This is a genomic window from Hydrogenophaga atypica (assembly GCF_042665215.1).
GTDB lineage: Bacteria > Pseudomonadota > Gammaproteobacteria > Burkholderiales > Burkholderiaceae_C > Hydrogenophaga > Hydrogenophaga defluvii_A.
On sequence record NZ_JBHTCA010000002.1, the window covers coordinates 71,299 to 87,669 of the forward strand.

Consider the following 16,371-nt stretch of genomic DNA (forward strand, 5'->3'; position numbering starts at 1 on the left):
CGGGGCAGATTCTACTTGACCCGTTTGAGGGCCGGCCGGCCGGAGCCGGTGGGCGGTGATGGCGGCGGTGTGTTGTCGTCAACGGTCTCGCTCACGCCACCGTCTTCGCCCTTGATCAGTTGCAAGGCCTTGCCTTCGTCGCTGGCAGGCGCTGCGTCTGCACTGCGCGGCGCAACAGCGGGTGACGCCTGCAACACGGCCGTGGGCGGTGGCGGAAACGCCATGCCCTGCCCGTTTTCACGGGCATAGATGGCCACCACGTGGCTGATGGGCACGATGATGTCGCGCGCCGTACCACCAAAGCGGGCCTTGAACTCCACGTAGTCGTTGCCCAGCTTCAGGCCACTGGTGGCGTCGAAGCTGACATTGAGCACGATCTCGTTGTTCTTGACGAACTCGCGTGGCACCTGCACCGAGCCATCGACCTGCACCGCCAGATAGGGGGCAAAACCGTTGTCGGTGCACCATTCGTGCAAAGCACGGATGAGGTAAGGCCGCGTCGAGGGCGTGGATTCGTCCTGGCTCATGGTGTTCAAGGCCGGGCGGCTTACTTGCGCATCACCTTCTCGGAGGGCGTCAACGCCTCGATGTAGGCCGGACGCGAGAAGATGCGTTCGGCGTACTTGAGCAGGGGCGCGGCATTTTTGCTGAGTTCGATGCCGTAGTAGTCCAGGCGCCACAGCAGCGGCGCGATGGCGACGTCGAGCATGGAGAAGTTGTCGCCCAGCATGTACTTGTTCTTGAGGAACACCGGGGCCAGTTGGGTCAGGCGGTCACGGATGTGCGCCTTGGCCTTTTCGATGGCCTTGTCGTTGCCCTTGTTGCTGCGGGTCTCCAGTACGGACACATGGGCAAACAGCTCCTTCTCGAAGTTGAGCAGGAACAGGCGCACGCGGGCGCGGTCCACCGGGTCACCGGGCATGAGCTGCGGGTGCGGGAAACGCTCGTCGATGTACTCGTTGATGATGTTCGACTCGTACAGGATGAGGTCGCGCTCGACCAGGATGGGCACCTGGCCGTAGGGGTTCATCACGCTGATGTCTTCCGGCTTGTTGTAGAGGTCCACATCGCGGATCTCGAAATCCATGCCTTTTTCGAACAGAACGAAACGGCAGCGGTGCGAGTAGGGGCAGGTGGTGCCCGAATACAAAACCATCATGATGGGGACTCCTCAAGTGAAAACAGTGGTTGCCATGGACCGTGGCCCAAAGGCAAACCACTGTGGGTGTCCGGGCCACGAGAGTGACCCGGCCAAGTGCTTATTTGACGTCTTTCCAGAACGCCGCGTTCAGGCGCCAGGCGATGATGGTGAACACGCCCAGGAAAATCAGAACCCACACGCCCAGGCGCACGCGGTTGTTTTGTTCCGGCTCAGCCATCCACTGCATGAAACCGACCAGATCGCCCACCGCGCGGTCGTATTCGGCCGGGCTCATGGTGCCAGGCTTGACCTGCTCCCAGCCGCGCAGCACCTGTACTTCGTGGCCATGGCTGTCCACCTTGTCGAACACCGGGCGACGCTCGCCTTGCAGCTCCCACAGCACATGAGGCATGCCCACGTTGGGGAAGGCGAGGTTGTTCCAGCCGGTGGGCTTGGTTTCGTCGCGGTAGTAGGTGCGCAGGTAGGTGTAGAGGTAGTCGGCACCGCTGCCAGCGCCGCTGGCGCGCGAACGTGCGACCAAGGTCAGGTCGGGCGGCTGGGCACCAAACCACTCTTTGGCTTGCTGCGGGTTGATCGCGGCATTCATGGTGTCGCCCACCTTGTCGGTGGCAAACGCCAGGTTGTCCTTGATCTGGCGCTCGGTCAGGCCCAGTGCGGTCAGGCGGTTGTAGCGCATGAACGAGGCCGAGTGGCAGTTCAGGCAGTAGTTCACGAACAGCTTGGCGCCGTTTTGCAGGGCGGCCACGTCATTGGTCAGCTTGGGCGCTTTGTCGAGCGCAATGCCCCCGCCAGCAGCCAGCGCGCCGGTGGCGGCACCCAGTGCCAGCATCCAGCCAAGAATCAGCTTTTTCATGTTCTTGTTCTCCAAATATCTCAGTGCGGCTGGAAGGTGACACGGGCAGGCACCGGCTTGGGTTCACCCAGGCGGCTCCACCACGGCATGAGCAGGAAGAAGCCGAAGTAGAACAGGGTACCCACTTGCGACACGCGCTCACCCACCGGCGACGGCGGCAACACCCCCAGGTAGCCCAGGATCAGGAAGTTGATCACGAAGACGGTGTAGAGGTAGATGTGCCAGCTCGGGCGGTAGCGGATGGACTTGACCGGGCTGTTGTCCAACCAGGGCAGGAAGAACAGGATGACCACGGCGCCGCCCATGGCAACCACACCCCAGAACTTGGCGTCGATGGCCAGCATGGCGGCCACCAGCACCAGGGCGCCAATCACAATGCCACCCTTGACGGCCGCGCCAGCCTTGGCCTTGAGCACACCCAACACGGCACCCAGCAGCACGCAGGCCACCAGCGGGTACATCATCTCGGCGGTGATGGCACGCAGCATCGAGTAGAAGGGCGTGAAGTACCAAACCGGAGCGATGTGCAGCGGCGTCACCAGCGGGTTGGCCGGAATGAAGTTGTTGAACTCCAGGAAGTAGCCACCCAGCTCAGGCGCAAAGAAGACGATGGCCGAGAACACGAACAGGAACATCGAGACGGCAAAAATGTCGTGCACGGTGTAGTAGGGATGGAAAGGCACGCCATCCAGCGGCTTGCCCTTGGCATCCTTGGGCGCGTTCGGGCCCTTGATTTCCACGCCGTCGGGGTTGTTGGAACCCACGTCGTGCAAGGCCAGCAAGTGGGCCACCACCAGACCCAGCAGCACCAGCGGCACGGCAATGACGTGGAAGCTGAAGAAGCGGTTCAGGGTGGCGTCGCCCACCACGAAGTCGCCACGGATCAGCAGCGCCAGGTCGGGGCCGATGAAGGGGATGGCGGAGAACAGGTTGACGATCACCTGGGCGCCCCAGTAGGACATCTGGCCCCAGGGCAGCAGGTAACCCATGAAGGCTTCGGCCATGAGCACCAGGAAGATGGCGCAACCGAACACCCACACCAGCTCGCGCGGCTTGCGGTAGCTGCCGTAGATCAGACCACGGAACATGTGCAGGTACACCACCACAAAGAAGGCGGAGGCGCCGGTGGAGTGCATGTAGCGGATCAACCAGCCCCAGGGCACGTCGCGCATGATGTACTCGACGGAGGCAAAGGCCACCGGCACGCCGGCGCTGTTGACCGATGCGTCGGGCTTGTAGTGCATGACCAGGAAGATGCCGGTCACAATCTGGATCACCAGCACCAACAGGGCCAGCGAGCCAAAGATGTACCAGAAGTTGAAGTTCTTCGGTGCGTAGTACTCCGACATGTGGACGCGATAAGCGTCGAATGCCGTCGGGAACCGGTTTTCGAACCAGTTCGCCAGCTTGGCGCCTGCCGGCGCGTCGGGTGAGATTTCCTTGAATTCAGCCATGTTGTGCCTCAGGGGTGTTCTGGTCAGGCCTTCTTGTCTTCACCCACCAGCAGCGTGGTGTCCGACAGGTAGTGGTGCGGCGGGATTTCGAGGTTGTCGGGTGCCGGCTTGTTCTTGAACACACGACCAGCCACGTCAAAGGTGGAGCCGTGGCAGGCACACAGAAAGCCGCCCTTCCAGTCGTCCGGCAGCGAGGGCTGCGGGCCGGGGGTGAGCTTGTCGCCAGGCGAGCAGCCCAAGTGGGTGCAGATGCCCACGGCCACGAGGTACTCGGGCTTGATGGAGCGGTGGGTGTTCTTGGCGTACTCGGGGGTGGGGTAGGCGGTGCGGTCCGAGTTGGGGTCGGCCAGCTGCGGCTCGACGGCTTTGAGCGACTCCAGTTGCTCGGGCGTGCGGCGCAGGATCCACACTGGCTTGCCACGCCACTCCACCACCAGCTTTTCGCCGGGCTGGATGCCGGACACATCGACTTCAACGGCCGCGCCCGCCGCCTTGGCGCGCTCGGAGGGCTGGAAAGTGCTGACAAATGGCACGGCCACGGCAGCGGCACCCGCGCCACCCACGGCGCATGAGGTGATCAGCCAGTTTCGACGGCCGTTGTCTACGGTTGCTTCGCTCATGGGGATCTTTCAATAACGGTCAAAGCGGTGTCGGCGCCGCGTCGGGCACAAACGGGCAGCACCCGTCCGGCAGCGGCTGGCCCAGGACAACGGAGGATTGTAGCGGAGGCTCAACACCGTCTTGAGCACCCCAACGTCATGGGCCGCCAGCTTGGTTCACAATGCACCACTTGTCCAACTTGGAGAACGATCCATGAGCGTGATGCAGGAATTCAAGGCCTTTGCCGTCAAAGGCAATGTGGTCGATCTGGCGGTCGGTGTGATCATCGGCGCCGCGTTCGGCAAGATCGTTGATTCGCTGGTGGGCGACATCATCATGCCGGTGGTGGGCCTGGTGTTCGGCAAACTGGATTTCAGCAACATGTTTGTCGCGCTGGGCACCGTGCCCGAAGGCACCGCTCCCACGCTGGCGGCCGTCAAGGCAGCCGGCGTGCCCGTGCTGGCTTACGGGAACTTCATCACCATCGCGCTGAATTTTGTGATCCTGGCCTTCATCATTTTTGTGATGGTCAAACAAATCAACCGCCTCAAGGCCGAAGAAGCCGCCGCGCCAGCAGCACCTGCGGAGCCGCCGCCGACGCCTGAGGACGTGGTGTTGCTGCGCGAGATCCGCGACGCGCTGAAAAAATAACGCCTGCCGGGGTCACCGGCCGCTCATGTGGGCGGCCAGCTCCACCGCCGCGATCAGGCTGGACGGGTCGGCGCGGCCCGTGCCCGCCAGATCAAACGCGGTGCCGTGATCGGGGCTGGTGCGCAACAGCGGCAGCCCCAGGGTGACGTTCACGCCATGGGCCAGCCCCATGTACTTGACGGGAATGAGTCCCTGATCGTGGTACATGGCCACCACCACATCGAAGGAACCTTCTCGCGCCCGCATGAACACCGTGTCGGGTGCGTGTGGGCCGCTGGCTTCGATGCCTTCGGCCCGCGCCTGGGCCACGGCCGGGGCAATCACCTCGATCTCCTCACGCCCAAACAGCCCGCCCTCGCCCGCGTGCGGGTTGAGGCCCGCCACGGCGATGCGCGGCGGCGCCAGGCGCAGCCGCGCCCAGTGTGCTGCCGTGATGCGCAAGGTCTCCAGCACGTTGGCGTGGGTCACCGCCTCGATGGCCTGGCGCAACGACACATGGATGCTGACCAGCACAGTCTTGAGCTCTGGATTGGCCAACATCATGCGCACCGGCAACCGCGCCACCGGCACGCCCAGGTGTTCGGCCGCCAGCGCCTGCAGCATTTCGGTGTGACCTGGGAAGGGCACACCTGCGGCCGCCAGCGCCTCTTTGTGGATGGGTGCGGTGACCACACCCGCCGCCCTGCCGGCCAGCGCTTCGCGCGTGGCCCATTCGATGCAGTCGGCCGCAGCCCGCCCTGCGTGTGCGCTGACACGGCCCCATGGCGCAGGCTCTGCGACCTGGGTGGCCTGCACCAATGGCATGGCCACGGCGTCGCAGCCAAGACAAACGCGTGCCCGCGCCATCGTGGCCGCATCGCCCGCCACCACACAACGCTGGGCCAGGTCGGGCCGGTCGCGAAACAGCATGGCGATCAGTTCCGGCCCCACGCCGGCGGGGTCACCCATGGTCACCAGCAGGGGCAGCGACGCGCTCATGCCGGGTTGGGGATGTCAATGAAGGTGTGGACCAGCCCCAAACGCTGGGCCACCAGACCTCCCACCGCAGGGGCGCCAAAGCGCTCGCTGGCGTGGTGGCCACACGCGATGTAGGCCACGCCGCACTCTCGCGCGTAGTGGGCCTGGGGTTCGGAAATTTCGCCGGTCACGAACACATCGGCACCGGCGGCGATGGCGGTCTCGAAGTAGGACTGCGCGCCGCCCGTGCACCAGGCGATGCGTTGCGGCGCCCGGCCCGGCGCATCGATGCAGGTGACCGTGCGGCCCAGCCGCGATTCAATGTGGCGCGCCAGATCGAGTGCGCTGCCGTGTGTCACCGTGCTGCGCCCCAGCCAGCCCAGCGCCTGTTCGCCAAACCGGCCCTGTGGCGCGTCATCGGCCACCCAGCCCAGGCGGGCGGCCAGCTGCGCGTTGTTGCCCCATTGTGGGTGGGCATCCAATGGCAGGTGGTAGGCGATCAGATTGATGTCGTGCGCCAGCAGGCGGGCCACGCGCTGTTTCATCCAGCCAGTCAGTCGGCCATCGTGGCCGCGCCAAAACAGGCCATGGTGCACCAGGATGGCATCGGCACCTGCGGCAATGGCCGCGTCAATGAGCGCCAAGCTGGCGGTGACGCCACTGACGATGTGGCGCACCTGCTCGCGCCCCTCAACCTGCAGACCGTTGGGGCCGTAGTCGCGGAACAGCGATGGCTGCAGCAGGGCGTCGAACGCCTCCACCAACTGTGAACGGGTGCAGGGGGCGGGCGGGGCGGCGGGTTGCATCGCGCTATTTTGACAGCGCGCCCGCGCACCTCAAGGTTGGGTGCGCGCTTCGCGCTCAGCGTTCGCCGCGTCCTCGGCCATCTTGCGCTTGAAAAAACGCGAGAACCAGAAACCCATGAAGATGGTGAACGCAATCACGCCCAGGCTGAACAAACCGTAGTCAGTGGAAAAAAGATCAACAATGGCTTTCATGGCGGTGTGTCCTCAGACGGTGCTTGCAAGTGCACACAGTGGACCTCAACTGCTTCTGTCCGTCTTTGAGCCAAGTCAAGCCGGCGCTTTGACCGACAATCCCCACCACACACCGCACCCCACTGCAGACCCGCCCCATGAAACGACTCTGGCTTCTTTTTGCCCAAACCGCCACCGTGTTGCTGGCCGCCTACTTTGTGGTCGCGACACTCAAGCCCCAATGGCTGGACCGCCGCCCCACCGTGGCCGGCATCGTGCCTGTGATCGAGGCCCCCAGCGGCGGCAGCGGTGGCGGCACGCGCGAAGGCGGCTTTCGGGCTGCCGCCCAGGCCGCCGCCCCCGCTGTGGTCAGCATCAACACCAGCAAGGCGCGCAGCCGCCACCCCAACAGCAACGACCCCTGGTTCCGCTTCTTTTTTGGCGACCAGGACGAATCCCAAGCCCAGGCAGGCCTGGGTTCGGGCGTGATCGTGAGCCCCGCCGGCTACATCCTCACCAACAACCATGTGATTGCCGAAGCCGACGACATCGAGGTGGTGCTCAACGACGGCCGGCGCACCCTGGCCCAGGTCATTGGCACCGACCCCGAGTCGGACCTGGCCGTGCTCAAGGTGGACCTGCCTGAGTTGCCGGTGATCACCCTGGGCGACTCCAACGCCCTGCACGTGGGCGACGCCGTGCTGGCCATCGGCAACCCCTTTGGTGTGGGCCAAACGGTGACCAGCGGCATCGTCAGCGCGCTGGGCCGCACCCAGCTGGGCATCAACACCTTTGAAAACTTCATCCAGACCGATGCCGCCATCAACCCAGGCAACTCGGGTGGTGCGTTGGTGGACGGCCATGGCCACCTGATGGGCATCAACACCGCGATCTACTCGCGCTCCGGCGGCTCCATGGGCATCGGTTTTGCCATCCCCTCGGCCACCGCACGCACCGTGCTCGATGCCATCGTGCGCGATGGCCAGGTGATCCGTGGCTGGATTGGCGTGGAACCCCAGAACCTCAGCCCCGAACTGGCCCAGAGTTTTGGCATCAAAAGCGATGAGGGCGTGATCATCACGGGCGTGCTGCAAAACGGCCCTGCGGCCCAAGCGGGCATCCGCCCCGGCGACGTGATCACGGCGGTCAACGGCGTCAAGGTCAACACAGTGCCGGAGTTGCTGGGCGCGGTGGCAGCACTCACGCCCGGACAGGCCGCGCCATTGGACGTGACGCGGCGCGACACGCGCCAGCAGGTGCAAATCGTTCCGGCACAACGCCAGCCGATGCGCCGCGCTGGCCGCTGACCCGTCGATCGCCTGTCAGCTCGGGTCGGTTCGCTCGGGCGGCGCGTCCGGCGCCGCACTCGCTTTGGTGAACCAGCGCGCACCCCAAATGCCCAGCTCGTAGAGGATGCACATGGGCACGGCCAGGGCCAGCTGCGAAATCACGTCGGGCGGCGTGACCACGGCCGCGATGACAAAAGCCAGCACGATGAAATAGCCCCGAAATTCCTTGAGCTTTTCAATGCTGACCATGTTGAGCCGCACCAGCAGGATGACCACAATGGGCACCTGGAAAGCGAGCCCAAAGGCCAGGTACAGCGACAGGATGGCCTCGACGTAGGAGGCAATGTCGGGTGTGGCGGCCACGCTGGCGGGCGTGAACTGCTGGATGAAGCCAAACATCTTGTCGAGCACAAAAAACTGCACAAAACCGATGCCGATGTAAGCCAACAGGCTGCCCACCACAATGAGTGGCATGGCGAACTTCTTCTCGTGGCTGTACAGGCCGGGGGCCACAAAGGCCCACATCTGGTACATCAGCCAGGGCAGCGACATCAGCACCGCCGCCATGCCCAACACCTTGATGGGCACAAAAAATGGGGAGAACACGCCCACCGCAATCAGCTTGGCATCGGGCGGCATGTGGGCCCGGATGGGCACGGCGATCAGATCGATCAGGCCGCTGGGGCCGGGCCAGATGGCCAGCACGGCCATGCACACAGCCAGGCCGTAGACGCAGTAGAGCAGGCGGTCGCGCAGCTCCATGAGGTGCTGGACGAACGGCTGTTCGGTGCCGGCCAGCTCATCGGCCGGATCGGGTTTGTTGGACATGCGGGTTTATTGAACAGGACGGCTGCGGGGGCGGAAACGCGCCACCCGTGCAGCGCCAGACTGCGCACGGGTGCGGGTGCCCGTGCGGGCCTTGAACCACTGCGGCACGGCCTTTTGTTTGAGGCGGAAATTCTTCTTGGGGTGGCGGTACTCGGGCGGCGGCGGGGTCCAGCTGTTCAAGGCGTCGGTCCCGGACGCGCTGTCCTCCAAGCCTGCGGTGGCCTCCGACCACGATTTCTCGAAATCGCTGGCGCTGGTCTGCACACTGCTCTCGACGTCGCGCGCGGCCGACTCGACCGTGTCCTTCATCTTTTTGAGCTCTTCGAGGTCCATGGAGCGGTTGACCTCGGCCTTGACATCTGCGACGTAGCGTTGCGCCTTGCCCAGCAGCGCGCCCACCGTGCGCGCCACACGCGGCAGCTTTTCGGGCCCGATCACGATCAAAGCCACCGCCCCAATGAGGGCGATTTTGGAAATACCCAGGTCAATCATGCGGAAGGGACACCGACAACAGCGTCAGAAAAGAGGGCAACCAACGGGGTCACCCGGGCAGGCTCAGCTTTTCTGCTTGGCTTCGACGTCGATGGTGGTTTTGGTGGTGTCTTGTGCCACCTGACCGGCCGCTGGTGCATTGGCATCGGCGCCAGGTTGACCACCCTCCTTGATGCCATCCTTGAAGCCCTTGACCGCGCCGCCCAGGTCGGAACCGATGTTCTTGAGTTTTTTGGTGCCAAACACCATGACCACGATCAACAGAACAATCAGCCAGTGCCAGATAGAAAAGCTACCCATGATGTATCTCCTGTGGGGATGTGCCCCGAACTGTCTCGGATTCTAAAGCTTGGGGTGGCCCGTTCGATGACAAGGGGCAAATACCGCCCCCAGGGGGCCGCACCCTCAGCCGCGTGCCCAAGGGCGCGGCCCACCCATCACGTGGATGTGCAGGTGGTGGATTTCCTGGCCACCTTCTGTGCCGGTGTTGGTCACGATGCGAAAGCCCCCTTCGGGATAAGGGCGGCAGCCCTGCTCCAGCGCCAGGCGCGGTGCCAGCGCCATCATGTGGCCCAACAGGCCTGCGTCTTCGGGCGTGACCTGGGCCATGGAGGCGATGTGTCGCTTGGGCACCATCAAAAAGTGCACCGGGGCCCACGGATGGATGTCGTGGAAGGCAAACACGTGTTCGTCTTCATAGACTTTGTTGCTGCGTATCTGGCCTGCAACAATTTTGCAGAACAAGCAGTTGTCAACGCTCATGCGGGAATCTCCATGGGCTGGCCCGCGTTCATGCGGACCATGCCTTTGACGATGCGGTAGAGGAACCAGACCGAGATCACGGCCCACGCGATCCAGCCGGGCAAGAAAAACAGCAACCACAGCGGCACGGTGACGAGATAGAGCACCGCCGCCCACAACACGCTGCGCAGGCGCCAGCTGAAGTGGCTGGCATGCCAGGTGCCTTCGGCCTCGCCGCGTTTCGCCAAATCAATGACCAGCGCCACGATCAGCAAAGTGGGCCCCCATTGCCCACCAGGCACCACCGCGCTGACCGCCACGATGAGGTGGAGCACATAACTGATGGTGCCCACGGTGTTGAGGCTGCGCAGGCGTTCGGTCGTGTTGTCCATGGGTGATGGCCTCCTTCAGCCTTCGGATTCGCGCGCCTGCGCCTTGCGCAAGGCCTTTTCTTCCAGGCCGCTCAGGCCTTCGCGGCGCACCAGCTCGGCCACCACATCTGCGGGGCTTAGGCCGTAGTGGGCCAGCGCGATCATGGAGTGGAACCACAGGTCGGCCACCTCGCCCACCAGCTTGGTCTTGTCGCCACCGTGATCGCAGTCCTTGGCGGCCATCACGGCCTCGGTAGCTTCCTCGCCGATTTTTTTCAGAAATGCGTCGGGCCCTTTGTGCAGCAAACGCGCGACGTAGCTTTTGTCGGGGTCGCCGCCGTGGGCCGGCTTGCGGCTTTCGATCACCGCAGCCAGGCGGTCCAGGGAATCGGTGGAACTCATGGGGCTCATTTGTAGATGGATGCCGGGTCTTTCAAGACCGGATCAACCGGCGTCCAGACACCGTCTTTGAAGACGCTGTAGAAGCAGCTGTGGCGGCCGGTGTGGCAGGCGATGCCAGGTTCGTGGCCGGTCTGGGTGACGCTGAGCAGCACCACGTCGTTGTCGCAGTCGATGCGGATCTCGTGCACGGTCTGCACGTGGCCCGATTCTTCACCCTTGAACCACAGCTTGCCGCGCGAGCGACTGAAGTAGACCGCCCTGCCCAGCTCGGCCGTTTTGGCCAGCGCCTCGCGGTTCATCCAGGCGAACATCAGCACGTCCTTGCTGCCCTGCTCTTGCGCGATCACGGGCACCAGCCCTTGCGCGTCCCATTTGACGGCGTCCAGCCAGGCGCTCATGGTCACAGCCTCACCGGAATGCCGAGCTTGGCCATGTGGCGCTTGGCCTGGCCCACGGTGTATTCGCCGTAGTGGAAGATGCTGGCGGCCAGCACCGCATCGGCGCCGCCGGCCTGCACGCCAGCGGCCAAATGGTCGAGATTGCCCACGCCGCCCGAGGCGATCACCGGCACATCCACCGCTTCGCTGACGCTGCGGGTGAGTTCGAGATCGAAGCCGGCCTTGGTGCCATCGCGGTCCATGCTGGTCAGCAGGATTTCACCGGCACCAAAATCGGCCATCTGTTTGGCCCACGCGATGGCATCCAGGCCCGTGTTCTTGCGCCCGCCATGGCTGTAGACGTCCCAGCCCTCGCCGCGGTCCATCACATCGGTGCCAAAGCGGCGCTTGGCGTCGATGGCCACCACGATGCACTGCGCGCCGTACTTGTCGGACGCGTCGCGGATGACCTGCGGGTTGGCGATGGCAGCGGAGTTGAAGCTGGTCTTGTCGGCGCCGGCATTGAGCAGGCGGCGCACGTCTTCGACCGTGCGCACGCCACCGCCCACGGTCAGGGGGATGAAGACCTGCGAGGCCACGGCCTCGATGATGTGCAGGATCAGATCACGCCCGTCGGAGGTGGCGGTGATGTCCAGAAAGGTGAGTTCGTCGGCGCCTTGGTCGTTGTAGCGGGCGGCGATCTCGACCGGATCGCCCGCGTCGCGCAACTCAACAAAATTGACGCCTTTGACAACGCGACCACCGGTCACGTCGAGGCAGGGGATGATGCGTTTGGCCAGCATGGCGCTATTGTCTCACCCCGTCAGCACATCAAACTGCTGCCAGCCCACCCAACGTTCGCCCGCCTCGACCGTTGTGGCGGCCAGCACCTGCGCGGCCTCCACACACAGCATGTGCCGGTGCTGCGCTTCCGGCAAATCGGGCAGGCCTCCACCCGGGTTCCAGACCACCGTGTTCGCCCAGGAAGCACTTTGCGACACGGTCAACCCATGTGTGCCGTCCACCAGCCGAACCGCCTGGTCCGCCACTGCATAAATGCGGTCGAAAGGCCCATCCAAGGCAATGACCGAATCGCCCTGCCCGGCGACGTCTCGCAGCGAGTCCCACTCTGCCTGTCCGGTCAGCCCCCACAAGCGCGCCTGGCCCAGGTCGTCCACCCGCAGGTAGCTGTGCAAGGCGCCGGTGAACGCCCAGCTGCTGTCACCCGGGTTGTGTGCTTCCAGCGCCAGGTGCAACCGCCGTTCTTGCAGGCGCAGCACCAGGGTCAGCTCAAAGTGATGGGGCCACAAGACCAAGGTCTGGGCGCTGGCCTTCAGGTGCAGGCGCAGTTCGGCACGGTCTTCGGCAGGTTCAAACGCACCCATTCGCCAAGGAACGTTGCGCGCGAAGCCGTGTTTGGGCAGCGGACCTCGCTGGTTGAACTGGGGCCAGCAGATGGGCACCCCGCCACGGATGGCGGTGTGCCCGTCGGCGGCGCTGCCCGGGCTCAGGAACAGGCGCTCGCGCCCGTCCGACACCCACGACAGCACCTGCGCGCCTTGTTCGGCCACCAGCAGGCTGTCGCCCTGCGCAAGCGTGACCCGCCAGCAGGGCAAGCCCCGCCACAGCTCGGCGCGGCAAAGGGCCCCGTGAGAGGGCACGGCCTCAGCCGTTGAGTTCGTCGGCCAGACGCTGGCCGGCCTCGAAATCGAGGTCGCCGGTGTAGATGGAGCGACCACAGATCACGCCTTCCACACCTTCGCTCTCAACGTCGCAGAGTTTGCGGATGTCGTCGATGTTGTGCAGACCGCCGGACGCGATGACCGGGATGCTCAATGCCTGCGCCAGCTTGACGGTGGCATCGATGTTGATGCCGGTCAGCATGCCGTCACGGCCGATGTCGGTGTAGATGACCGATTCGACGCCGTAGTCCTCGAACTTCTTGGCCAGATCCACGACCTCGTGGCCGGTGAGCTTGCTCCAGCCGTCGGTGGCCACCTTGCCATCCTTGGCGTCCAGGCCCACGATGATGTGACCGCCGAAGGCGGTGCAGGCGTCTTGCAGGAAGCCGGGGTTCTTGACGGCGGCGGTGCCAATGATGACGTAGCGCAGGCCGGCATCGAGGTAACGCTCGATCGTGTCGAGGTCGCGGATACCGCCACCGAGCTGCACGTCCACCTCGGAGCCCACCTCTTTCAGGATCTTGCGTATGGCCTGCTCGTTCTTGGGCTTCCCGGCGAAGGCGCCGTTGAGATCGACCAGGTGCACGCGCCGCGCGCCCTTGTCCACCCAGCTGCGGGCCACGGCAGCGGGGTCTTCACCGAAAACGGTGGTCTGGTCCATGTCGCCCTGTTTGAGGCGCACGCATTGGCCGTCTTTCAAGTCAATGGCAGGTATCAGCAGCATGGCAGGTGGTGTGACGCGACGCGCGCGTCAGGGGTTCCAGTGGAGGAAGTTGCGGTAGAGCGCCAAACCTTGGTCGGCGCTCTTCTCGGGGTGAAATTGGGTGGCAAAAATGTTATCGCGGGCCACGGCAGCGGTAAAGCGCTGACCATAGTCTGTTTCGCCCACCGTGTGCGCCGCATCGTCGGGCCGGGCGAAGTAGCTGTGCACGAAGTAGAAATAAGCGCCGTCCTCGACGCCAGCCCAGATCGGGTGTGGGCGCTGGAACACGCGGTTCCAACCCATCTGCGGCACCTTGTAGCGACTGCCATCGGGCTGGCGCTGGCCTTCGAGCCGAAAACGTGCCACCTGCCCGGGAATGAGGTTCAGGCCATCGGTCGGGCCTTCTTCGCTGCGGGTGAGCAGCATCTGCATGCCCACACACACGCCGAACAGGGGTTTGTTGGCGGCCGCGTGCAACACCGCTTCCTGTAGGCCGGAGGCGGCCAGCTCGCGCATGCAATCGCCCATGTGGCCCTGGCCAGGCAGCACCACACGCTCGGCGTTGAGCACGTCCTGGGCGTTCTGGGTCACCAGCACGTCGAAATCGGTGGCGGCCGCCACGTGTTGCACCGCCTGCGAAACCGAGCGCAGGTTGCCGCTGCCGTAGTCCACCACGGCCACTGTCTTGCGTGTCATCGTGGGCAGCGGGTTACAAGGAACCTTTGGTGGAGGGGATCACATCGCCCAGGCGCGGATCGCGCTCCAGGGCCATGCGCAAAGCACGTGCGAAGGCCTTGAAGATGGTTTCGCACTGGTGGTGGGCGTTCACGCCCTTGAGGTTGTCGATGTGCAGGGTGACACCGGCGTGGTTGACAAAACCCTGGAAGAACTCGAACACCAGCTGCGTGTCGAGCTGGCCAATCATGCCGCTGGTGAAGGCCACGTCCATGTGCAAGCCGGGGCGACCCGAAAAATCGACCACCACCCGGCTCAGGGCCTCGTCCAGCGGCACGTAGGCGTGGCCGTAACGGCGGATGCCCTTCTTGTCGCCCACGGCACGTGCAAAAGCCTGGCCGATGGTGATGCCCACGTCCTCCACCGTGTGGTGGCCATCGATGTGCAGGTCGCCTTCGCAGGCGACATCGAGGTCGATCAGACCGTGGCGGGCGATCTGGTCCAGCATGTGGTCGAAGAAACCGATGCCGGTGGCCAGACGCGCGGCACCGCTGCCGTCGAGGTTGATGGCCACGCGGATGCGGGTTTCGCTGGTCTGGCGATCCAGGGCCGCGCTGCGGTCGGGTTGGGAGACGATGAGGTTGGAGGTCATATCAGTGCCGCCCGGCCGCCCGAAGGCGCTGATGCGCCCCCCCGGGGGGCAGCGATACGCGAAGCGATGAGCGTGGGGGTCGTTTCATTTCAGTTGGCGCAGGGCAGACAGCATCTGCGTGTTGTCGTCGGCGGTGCCCACGGTCAAACGCAGGCAGTTGGCCAACAACGGATGCATTTTAGAAACATTCTTGACCAGCACACCAGCGGCCTTGAGGCCGTCAAAGGCGCGCTGCGCGTCGGGCACGCGCACCAGCACCATGTTGGCCTGGCTGGGAAAGACGCGCGTGCCGGGCAACTGCGCCAATTCAGCCAGCAAGCGCTCGCGCTGGGCACGGATGTCGGCGGCCTGGGCGGCGAACACCTCGGCATGCTCCAACGCGAACAACGCACATTCGGCGTTGAGCACGCTGATGTTGTACGGCGGGCGCACCTTGTCGATCTCGAACACCAGGGCCTGCGGCCCCACCATGTAGCCCAGGCGCACGCCGGCCAGGCCAAACTTGGACAGGGTGCGCATGAGCAGCACATGGCCGTTGGCCGCCGGGTCGCGCTTGATCTCGTCCAGCCAGCTGGCGCTGGAGAAAGGCTGGTAGGCCTCGTCGATGACCACCAGGCCGCCGATGGCGGCGGCCTCCGCGATCAGGCGGCGCATCACGCCCGCGTCCCACAGGTTGGCCGTGGGGTTGTTGGGGTAGGCCAGGTAGGTGATGGCGGGGCGATGCTGGCGGATGGCGCGGGTCATCGCCGCTTCGTCCAGCTCAAAATCGGGCGTCAGATCAACACCATGGAAGGCCAGGCCCTGCAATTGCGCGCTCATGGCATACATCACGAAGCCGGGCAGCGGCGCCACGATGGCGGCACCCGGCACGTCGCAGGCCATGGCCAGCAGGGAAATCAGCTCGTCGGAGCCGTTGCCCAACATCAGCGCGTGGCCGGCCGGCAACCCGATGTGCAGGGCCAGGGCCGCTTTCAGGTCGTCTACCCGTGCGCCAGGGTAGCGGTTGATGGCCACGGCGCCCAGGCGTGCGCCCAACTCGGCCTGCAACGCGGGTGACAGGCGATGGGGATTCTCCATCGCGTCGAGCTTGAGCAGGCCGGTGGCGTCCTGCACCGCGTAGGCGGCCATGGACTGGATGTCGGTGCGGATGCGCTGGGCCAGCGCGGGGGGCAAGGTCTGGGTCATATCTCGTTCTCAATCGGCGCAACGGTAGCTGCTGGCCAGGGCGTTGGTCATCACCAACTCCACCAGCATGTCGGCTTCGTAGACGCCTTCGTTGCGCTGCAATTCGGCGCGGTACAGCGACACGGCAGATTGTGGTGTCAAGCGCCGCCCCTGCAGGCAGAACAAGGGCTTGCGACCCTGGCGCTGTGCCATCGCGTTGGCCTCCAAGGCGCCTTCCATGACGCCAATCAGGTAGTACTGCGCATGGATGTCGCCATTCGACTGCAGTTGCTCGATGGCGCGCAGCTCGCGGATGCTCATGGCACTGGCTTGGGTGGCCA

General features: G+C 64.6%; 24 protein-coding genes. 2 read left to right on the forward strand and 22 right to left on the reverse strand.

Features of this window, described 5'->3' with window-relative positions; translation table 11 throughout:
• Positions 1-11: 11 nt before the first annotated feature.
• From ACFQPB_RS02720 to petA, 5 genes are all read right to left on the reverse strand, one after another.
• The gene (locus ACFQPB_RS02720; protein WP_382219582.1) at positions 12-527 is read right to left on the reverse strand and encodes a ClpXP protease specificity-enhancing factor; all 516 of its coding nucleotides are present in this window, start codon (positions 525-527) and stop codon (positions 12-14) included.
• A gap of 20 nt (positions 528-547) precedes the next feature.
• Positions 548-1,159, reverse strand: a complete 612-nt coding sequence (locus ACFQPB_RS02725; protein ID WP_382199026.1) for a glutathione S-transferase N-terminal domain-containing protein — start codon at positions 1,157-1,159, stop codon at positions 548-550.
• Positions 1,160-1,259: 100 nt separating this feature from the next.
• Positions 1,260-2,015: a cytochrome c1 gene (locus ACFQPB_RS02730; protein ID WP_382199025.1), complete on the reverse strand. Its 756-nt coding sequence runs from the start codon at positions 2,013-2,015 to the stop codon at positions 1,260-1,262.
• A gap of 20 nt (positions 2,016-2,035) precedes the next feature.
• The gene (locus ACFQPB_RS02735; protein ID WP_382219583.1) at positions 2,036-3,469 is read right to left on the reverse strand and encodes a cytochrome b; all 1,434 of its coding nucleotides are present in this window, start codon (positions 3,467-3,469) and stop codon (positions 2,036-2,038) included.
• A 23-nt stretch (positions 3,470-3,492) separates the two neighbouring features.
• Positions 3,493-4,089 carry a ubiquinol-cytochrome c reductase iron-sulfur subunit gene (gene petA / locus ACFQPB_RS02740; protein ID WP_382199023.1) on the reverse strand — a complete coding sequence of 199 codons (597 nt, stop codon included), beginning with the start codon at positions 4,087-4,089 and terminating at the stop codon, positions 3,493-3,495.
• A 193-nt stretch (positions 4,090-4,282) separates the two neighbouring features.
• On the opposite strand from petA, the gene mscL reads away from it, so the two are divergent.
• Positions 4,283-4,720, forward strand: a complete 438-nt coding sequence (gene mscL, locus ACFQPB_RS02745; protein WP_382219584.1) for a large conductance mechanosensitive channel protein MscL — start codon at positions 4,283-4,285, stop codon at positions 4,718-4,720.
• A gap of 12 nt (positions 4,721-4,732) precedes the next feature.
• Here the strand turns inward: mscL and pdxA are convergent, their stop codons facing one another.
• From pdxA to ACFQPB_RS02760, 3 genes are read right to left on the reverse strand one after another with little or no spacing between them, the layout of a single operon-like run.
• Positions 4,733-5,698 carry a 4-hydroxythreonine-4-phosphate dehydrogenase PdxA gene (gene pdxA / locus ACFQPB_RS02750; RefSeq protein WP_382219586.1) on the reverse strand — a complete coding sequence of 322 codons (966 nt, stop codon included), beginning with the start codon at positions 5,696-5,698 and terminating at the stop codon, positions 4,733-4,735.
• The gene (locus tag ACFQPB_RS02755) at positions 5,695-6,483 is read right to left on the reverse strand and encodes a Nif3-like dinuclear metal center hexameric protein (RefSeq protein ID WP_382219588.1); all 789 of its coding nucleotides are present in this window, start codon (positions 6,481-6,483) and stop codon (positions 5,695-5,697) included. The genes pdxA and ACFQPB_RS02755 overlap by 4 nt, the downstream gene beginning before the upstream one ends.
• Positions 6,484-6,513: 30 nt before the next feature.
• On the reverse strand, positions 6,514-6,675 hold the full coding sequence (locus ACFQPB_RS02760) for a DUF3149 domain-containing protein (protein ID WP_382219590.1): 162 nt from the start codon (positions 6,673-6,675) through the stop codon (positions 6,514-6,516).
• Positions 6,676-6,812: 137 nt separating this feature from the next.
• Between ACFQPB_RS02760 and ACFQPB_RS02765 the strand changes: the two genes are divergently transcribed.
• The gene (locus ACFQPB_RS02765; protein ID WP_382219592.1) at positions 6,813-7,961 is read left to right on the forward strand and encodes a S1C family serine protease; all 1,149 of its coding nucleotides are present in this window, start codon (positions 6,813-6,815) and stop codon (positions 7,959-7,961) included.
• A 15-nt stretch (positions 7,962-7,976) separates the two neighbouring features.
• Here the strand turns inward: ACFQPB_RS02765 and tatC are convergent, their stop codons facing one another.
• The 14 genes from tatC to ACFQPB_RS02835 all read right to left on the reverse strand — a co-directional run bounded on the left by tatC (position 7,977) and on the right by ACFQPB_RS02835 (position 16,351).
• Positions 7,977-8,771: a twin-arginine translocase subunit TatC gene (gene tatC, locus ACFQPB_RS02770; RefSeq protein ID WP_382219594.1), complete on the reverse strand. Its 795-nt coding sequence runs from the start codon at positions 8,769-8,771 to the stop codon at positions 7,977-7,979.
• Between the two features lie 6 nt (positions 8,772-8,777).
• Positions 8,778-9,263, reverse strand: coding sequence for a Sec-independent protein translocase protein TatB (gene tatB / locus ACFQPB_RS02775; protein WP_382199016.1), 486 nt, complete (start codon positions 9,261-9,263; stop codon positions 8,778-8,780).
• 63 nt (positions 9,264-9,326) lie between these two features.
• Positions 9,327-9,563 carry a Sec-independent protein translocase subunit TatA gene (tatA, locus tag ACFQPB_RS02780; protein WP_382219596.1) on the reverse strand — a complete coding sequence of 79 codons (237 nt, stop codon included), beginning with the start codon at positions 9,561-9,563 and terminating at the stop codon, positions 9,327-9,329.
• A gap of 105 nt (positions 9,564-9,668) precedes the next feature.
• Positions 9,669-10,025 (reverse strand): histidine triad nucleotide-binding protein, encoded by a 357-nt coding sequence (locus tag ACFQPB_RS02785; RefSeq protein WP_382219598.1) that lies wholly within the window; start codon positions 10,023-10,025, stop codon positions 9,669-9,671.
• Positions 10,022-10,396 (reverse strand): DUF4870 family protein, encoded by a 375-nt coding sequence (locus tag ACFQPB_RS02790; RefSeq protein WP_382199013.1) that lies wholly within the window; start codon positions 10,394-10,396, stop codon positions 10,022-10,024. Before ACFQPB_RS02790 ends, ACFQPB_RS02785 begins: the two co-directional genes overlap by 4 nt.
• 15 nt (positions 10,397-10,411) lie before the next feature.
• On the reverse strand, positions 10,412-10,777 hold the full coding sequence (locus ACFQPB_RS02795) for a phosphoribosyl-ATP diphosphatase (RefSeq protein ID WP_382219600.1): 366 nt from the start codon (positions 10,775-10,777) through the stop codon (positions 10,412-10,414).
• A gap of 5 nt (positions 10,778-10,782) precedes the next feature.
• Entirely contained in the window at positions 10,783-11,175 is a 393-nt protein-coding gene (gene hisI / locus ACFQPB_RS02800; RefSeq protein WP_382199011.1) for a phosphoribosyl-AMP cyclohydrolase, read from the reverse strand.
• Between the two features lie 2 nt (positions 11,176-11,177).
• A complete protein-coding gene (gene hisF / locus ACFQPB_RS02805; protein ID WP_382219602.1) occupies positions 11,178-11,957 on the reverse strand; it encodes an imidazole glycerol phosphate synthase subunit HisF in 780 nt (259 codons plus the stop codon).
• A 12-nt stretch (positions 11,958-11,969) separates the two neighbouring features.
• On the reverse strand, positions 11,970-12,815 hold the full coding sequence (locus tag ACFQPB_RS02810; RefSeq protein ID WP_382219604.1) for a D-hexose-6-phosphate mutarotase: 846 nt from the start codon (positions 12,813-12,815) through the stop codon (positions 11,970-11,972).
• Positions 12,816-12,819: 4 nt separating this feature from the next.
• Positions 12,820-13,560 carry a 1-(5-phosphoribosyl)-5-[(5-phosphoribosylamino)methylideneamino]imidazole-4-carboxamide isomerase gene (gene hisA, locus ACFQPB_RS02815; RefSeq protein ID WP_382219606.1) on the reverse strand — a complete coding sequence of 247 codons (741 nt, stop codon included), beginning with the start codon at positions 13,558-13,560 and terminating at the stop codon, positions 12,820-12,822.
• A 27-nt stretch (positions 13,561-13,587) separates the two neighbouring features.
• Positions 13,588-14,235 (reverse strand): imidazole glycerol phosphate synthase subunit HisH, encoded by a 648-nt coding sequence (hisH, locus tag ACFQPB_RS02820; protein WP_382199007.1) that lies wholly within the window; start codon positions 14,233-14,235, stop codon positions 13,588-13,590.
• A 13-nt stretch (positions 14,236-14,248) separates the two neighbouring features.
• Entirely contained in the window at positions 14,249-14,866 is a 618-nt protein-coding gene (hisB, locus tag ACFQPB_RS02825) for an imidazoleglycerol-phosphate dehydratase HisB (protein WP_382199006.1), read from the reverse strand.
• Positions 14,867-14,950: 84 nt separating this feature from the next.
• Positions 14,951-16,051: a histidinol-phosphate transaminase gene (gene hisC, locus ACFQPB_RS02830; RefSeq protein ID WP_382219608.1), complete on the reverse strand. Its 1,101-nt coding sequence runs from the start codon at positions 16,049-16,051 to the stop codon at positions 14,951-14,953.
• A gap of 9 nt (positions 16,052-16,060) precedes the next feature.
• Positions 16,061-16,351 (reverse strand): hypothetical protein, encoded by a 291-nt coding sequence (locus ACFQPB_RS02835; RefSeq protein ID WP_382219610.1) that lies wholly within the window; start codon positions 16,349-16,351, stop codon positions 16,061-16,063.
• Positions 16,352-16,371 lie beyond the last annotated feature (20 nt).

Bases quoted from the DNA above. Each gene is read 5' to 3' on its own strand.
- ACFQPB_RS02720 (WP_382219582.1), bottom strand. From the start codon at position 527: ATGAGCCAGGACGAATCCACGCCCTCGACGCGGCCTTACCTCATCCGT.
- ACFQPB_RS02725 (WP_382199026.1), bottom strand. From the start codon at position 1,159: ATGATGGTTTTGTATTCGGGCACCACCTGCCCCTACTCGCACCGCTGC.
- ACFQPB_RS02730 (WP_382199025.1), bottom strand. From the start codon at position 2,015: ATGAAAAAGCTGATTCTTGGCTGGATGCTGGCACTGGGTGCCGCCACC.
- ACFQPB_RS02735 (WP_382219583.1), bottom strand. From the start codon at position 3,469: ATGGCTGAATTCAAGGAAATCTCACCCGACGCGCCGGCAGGCGCCAAG.
- petA (WP_382199023.1), bottom strand. From the start codon at position 4,089: ATGAGCGAAGCAACCGTAGACAACGGCCGTCGAAACTGGCTGATCACC.
- mscL (WP_382219584.1), top strand. From the start codon at position 4,283: ATGAGCGTGATGCAGGAATTCAAGGCCTTTGCCGTCAAAGGCAATGTG.
- pdxA (WP_382219586.1), bottom strand. From the start codon at position 5,698: ATGAGCGCGTCGCTGCCCCTGCTGGTGACCATGGGTGACCCCGCCGGC.
- ACFQPB_RS02755 (WP_382219588.1), bottom strand. From the start codon at position 6,483: ATGCAACCCGCCGCCCCGCCCGCCCCCTGCACCCGTTCACAGTTGGTG.
- ACFQPB_RS02760 (WP_382219590.1), bottom strand. From the start codon at position 6,675: ATGAAAGCCATTGTTGATCTTTTTTCCACTGACTACGGTTTGTTCAGC.
- ACFQPB_RS02765 (WP_382219592.1), top strand. From the start codon at position 6,813: ATGAAACGACTCTGGCTTCTTTTTGCCCAAACCGCCACCGTGTTGCTG.
- tatC (WP_382219594.1), bottom strand. From the start codon at position 8,771: ATGTCCAACAAACCCGATCCGGCCGATGAGCTGGCCGGCACCGAACAG.
- tatB (WP_382199016.1), bottom strand. From the start codon at position 9,263: ATGATTGACCTGGGTATTTCCAAAATCGCCCTCATTGGGGCGGTGGCT.
- tatA (WP_382219596.1), bottom strand. From the start codon at position 9,563: ATGGGTAGCTTTTCTATCTGGCACTGGCTGATTGTTCTGTTGATCGTG.
- ACFQPB_RS02785 (WP_382219598.1), bottom strand. From the start codon at position 10,025: ATGAGCGTTGACAACTGCTTGTTCTGCAAAATTGTTGCAGGCCAGATA.
- ACFQPB_RS02790 (WP_382199013.1), bottom strand. From the start codon at position 10,396: ATGGACAACACGACCGAACGCCTGCGCAGCCTCAACACCGTGGGCACC.
- ACFQPB_RS02795 (WP_382219600.1), bottom strand. From the start codon at position 10,777: ATGAGTTCCACCGATTCCCTGGACCGCCTGGCTGCGGTGATCGAAAGC.
- hisI (WP_382199011.1), bottom strand. From the start codon at position 11,175: ATGAGCGCCTGGCTGGACGCCGTCAAATGGGACGCGCAAGGGCTGGTG.
- hisF (WP_382219602.1), bottom strand. From the start codon at position 11,957: ATGCTGGCCAAACGCATCATCCCCTGCCTCGACGTGACCGGTGGTCGC.
- hisA (WP_382219606.1), bottom strand. From the start codon at position 13,560: ATGCTGCTGATACCTGCCATTGACTTGAAAGACGGCCAATGCGTGCGC.
- hisH (WP_382199007.1), bottom strand. From the start codon at position 14,235: ATGACACGCAAGACAGTGGCCGTGGTGGACTACGGCAGCGGCAACCTG.
- hisB (WP_382199006.1), bottom strand. From the start codon at position 14,866: ATGACCTCCAACCTCATCGTCTCCCAACCCGACCGCAGCGCGGCCCTG.
- hisC (WP_382219608.1), bottom strand. From the start codon at position 16,051: ATGACCCAGACCTTGCCCCCCGCGCTGGCCCAGCGCATCCGCACCGAC.
- ACFQPB_RS02835 (WP_382219610.1), bottom strand. From the start codon at position 16,351: ATGAGCATCCGCGAGCTGCGCGCCATCGAGCAACTGCAGTCGAATGGC.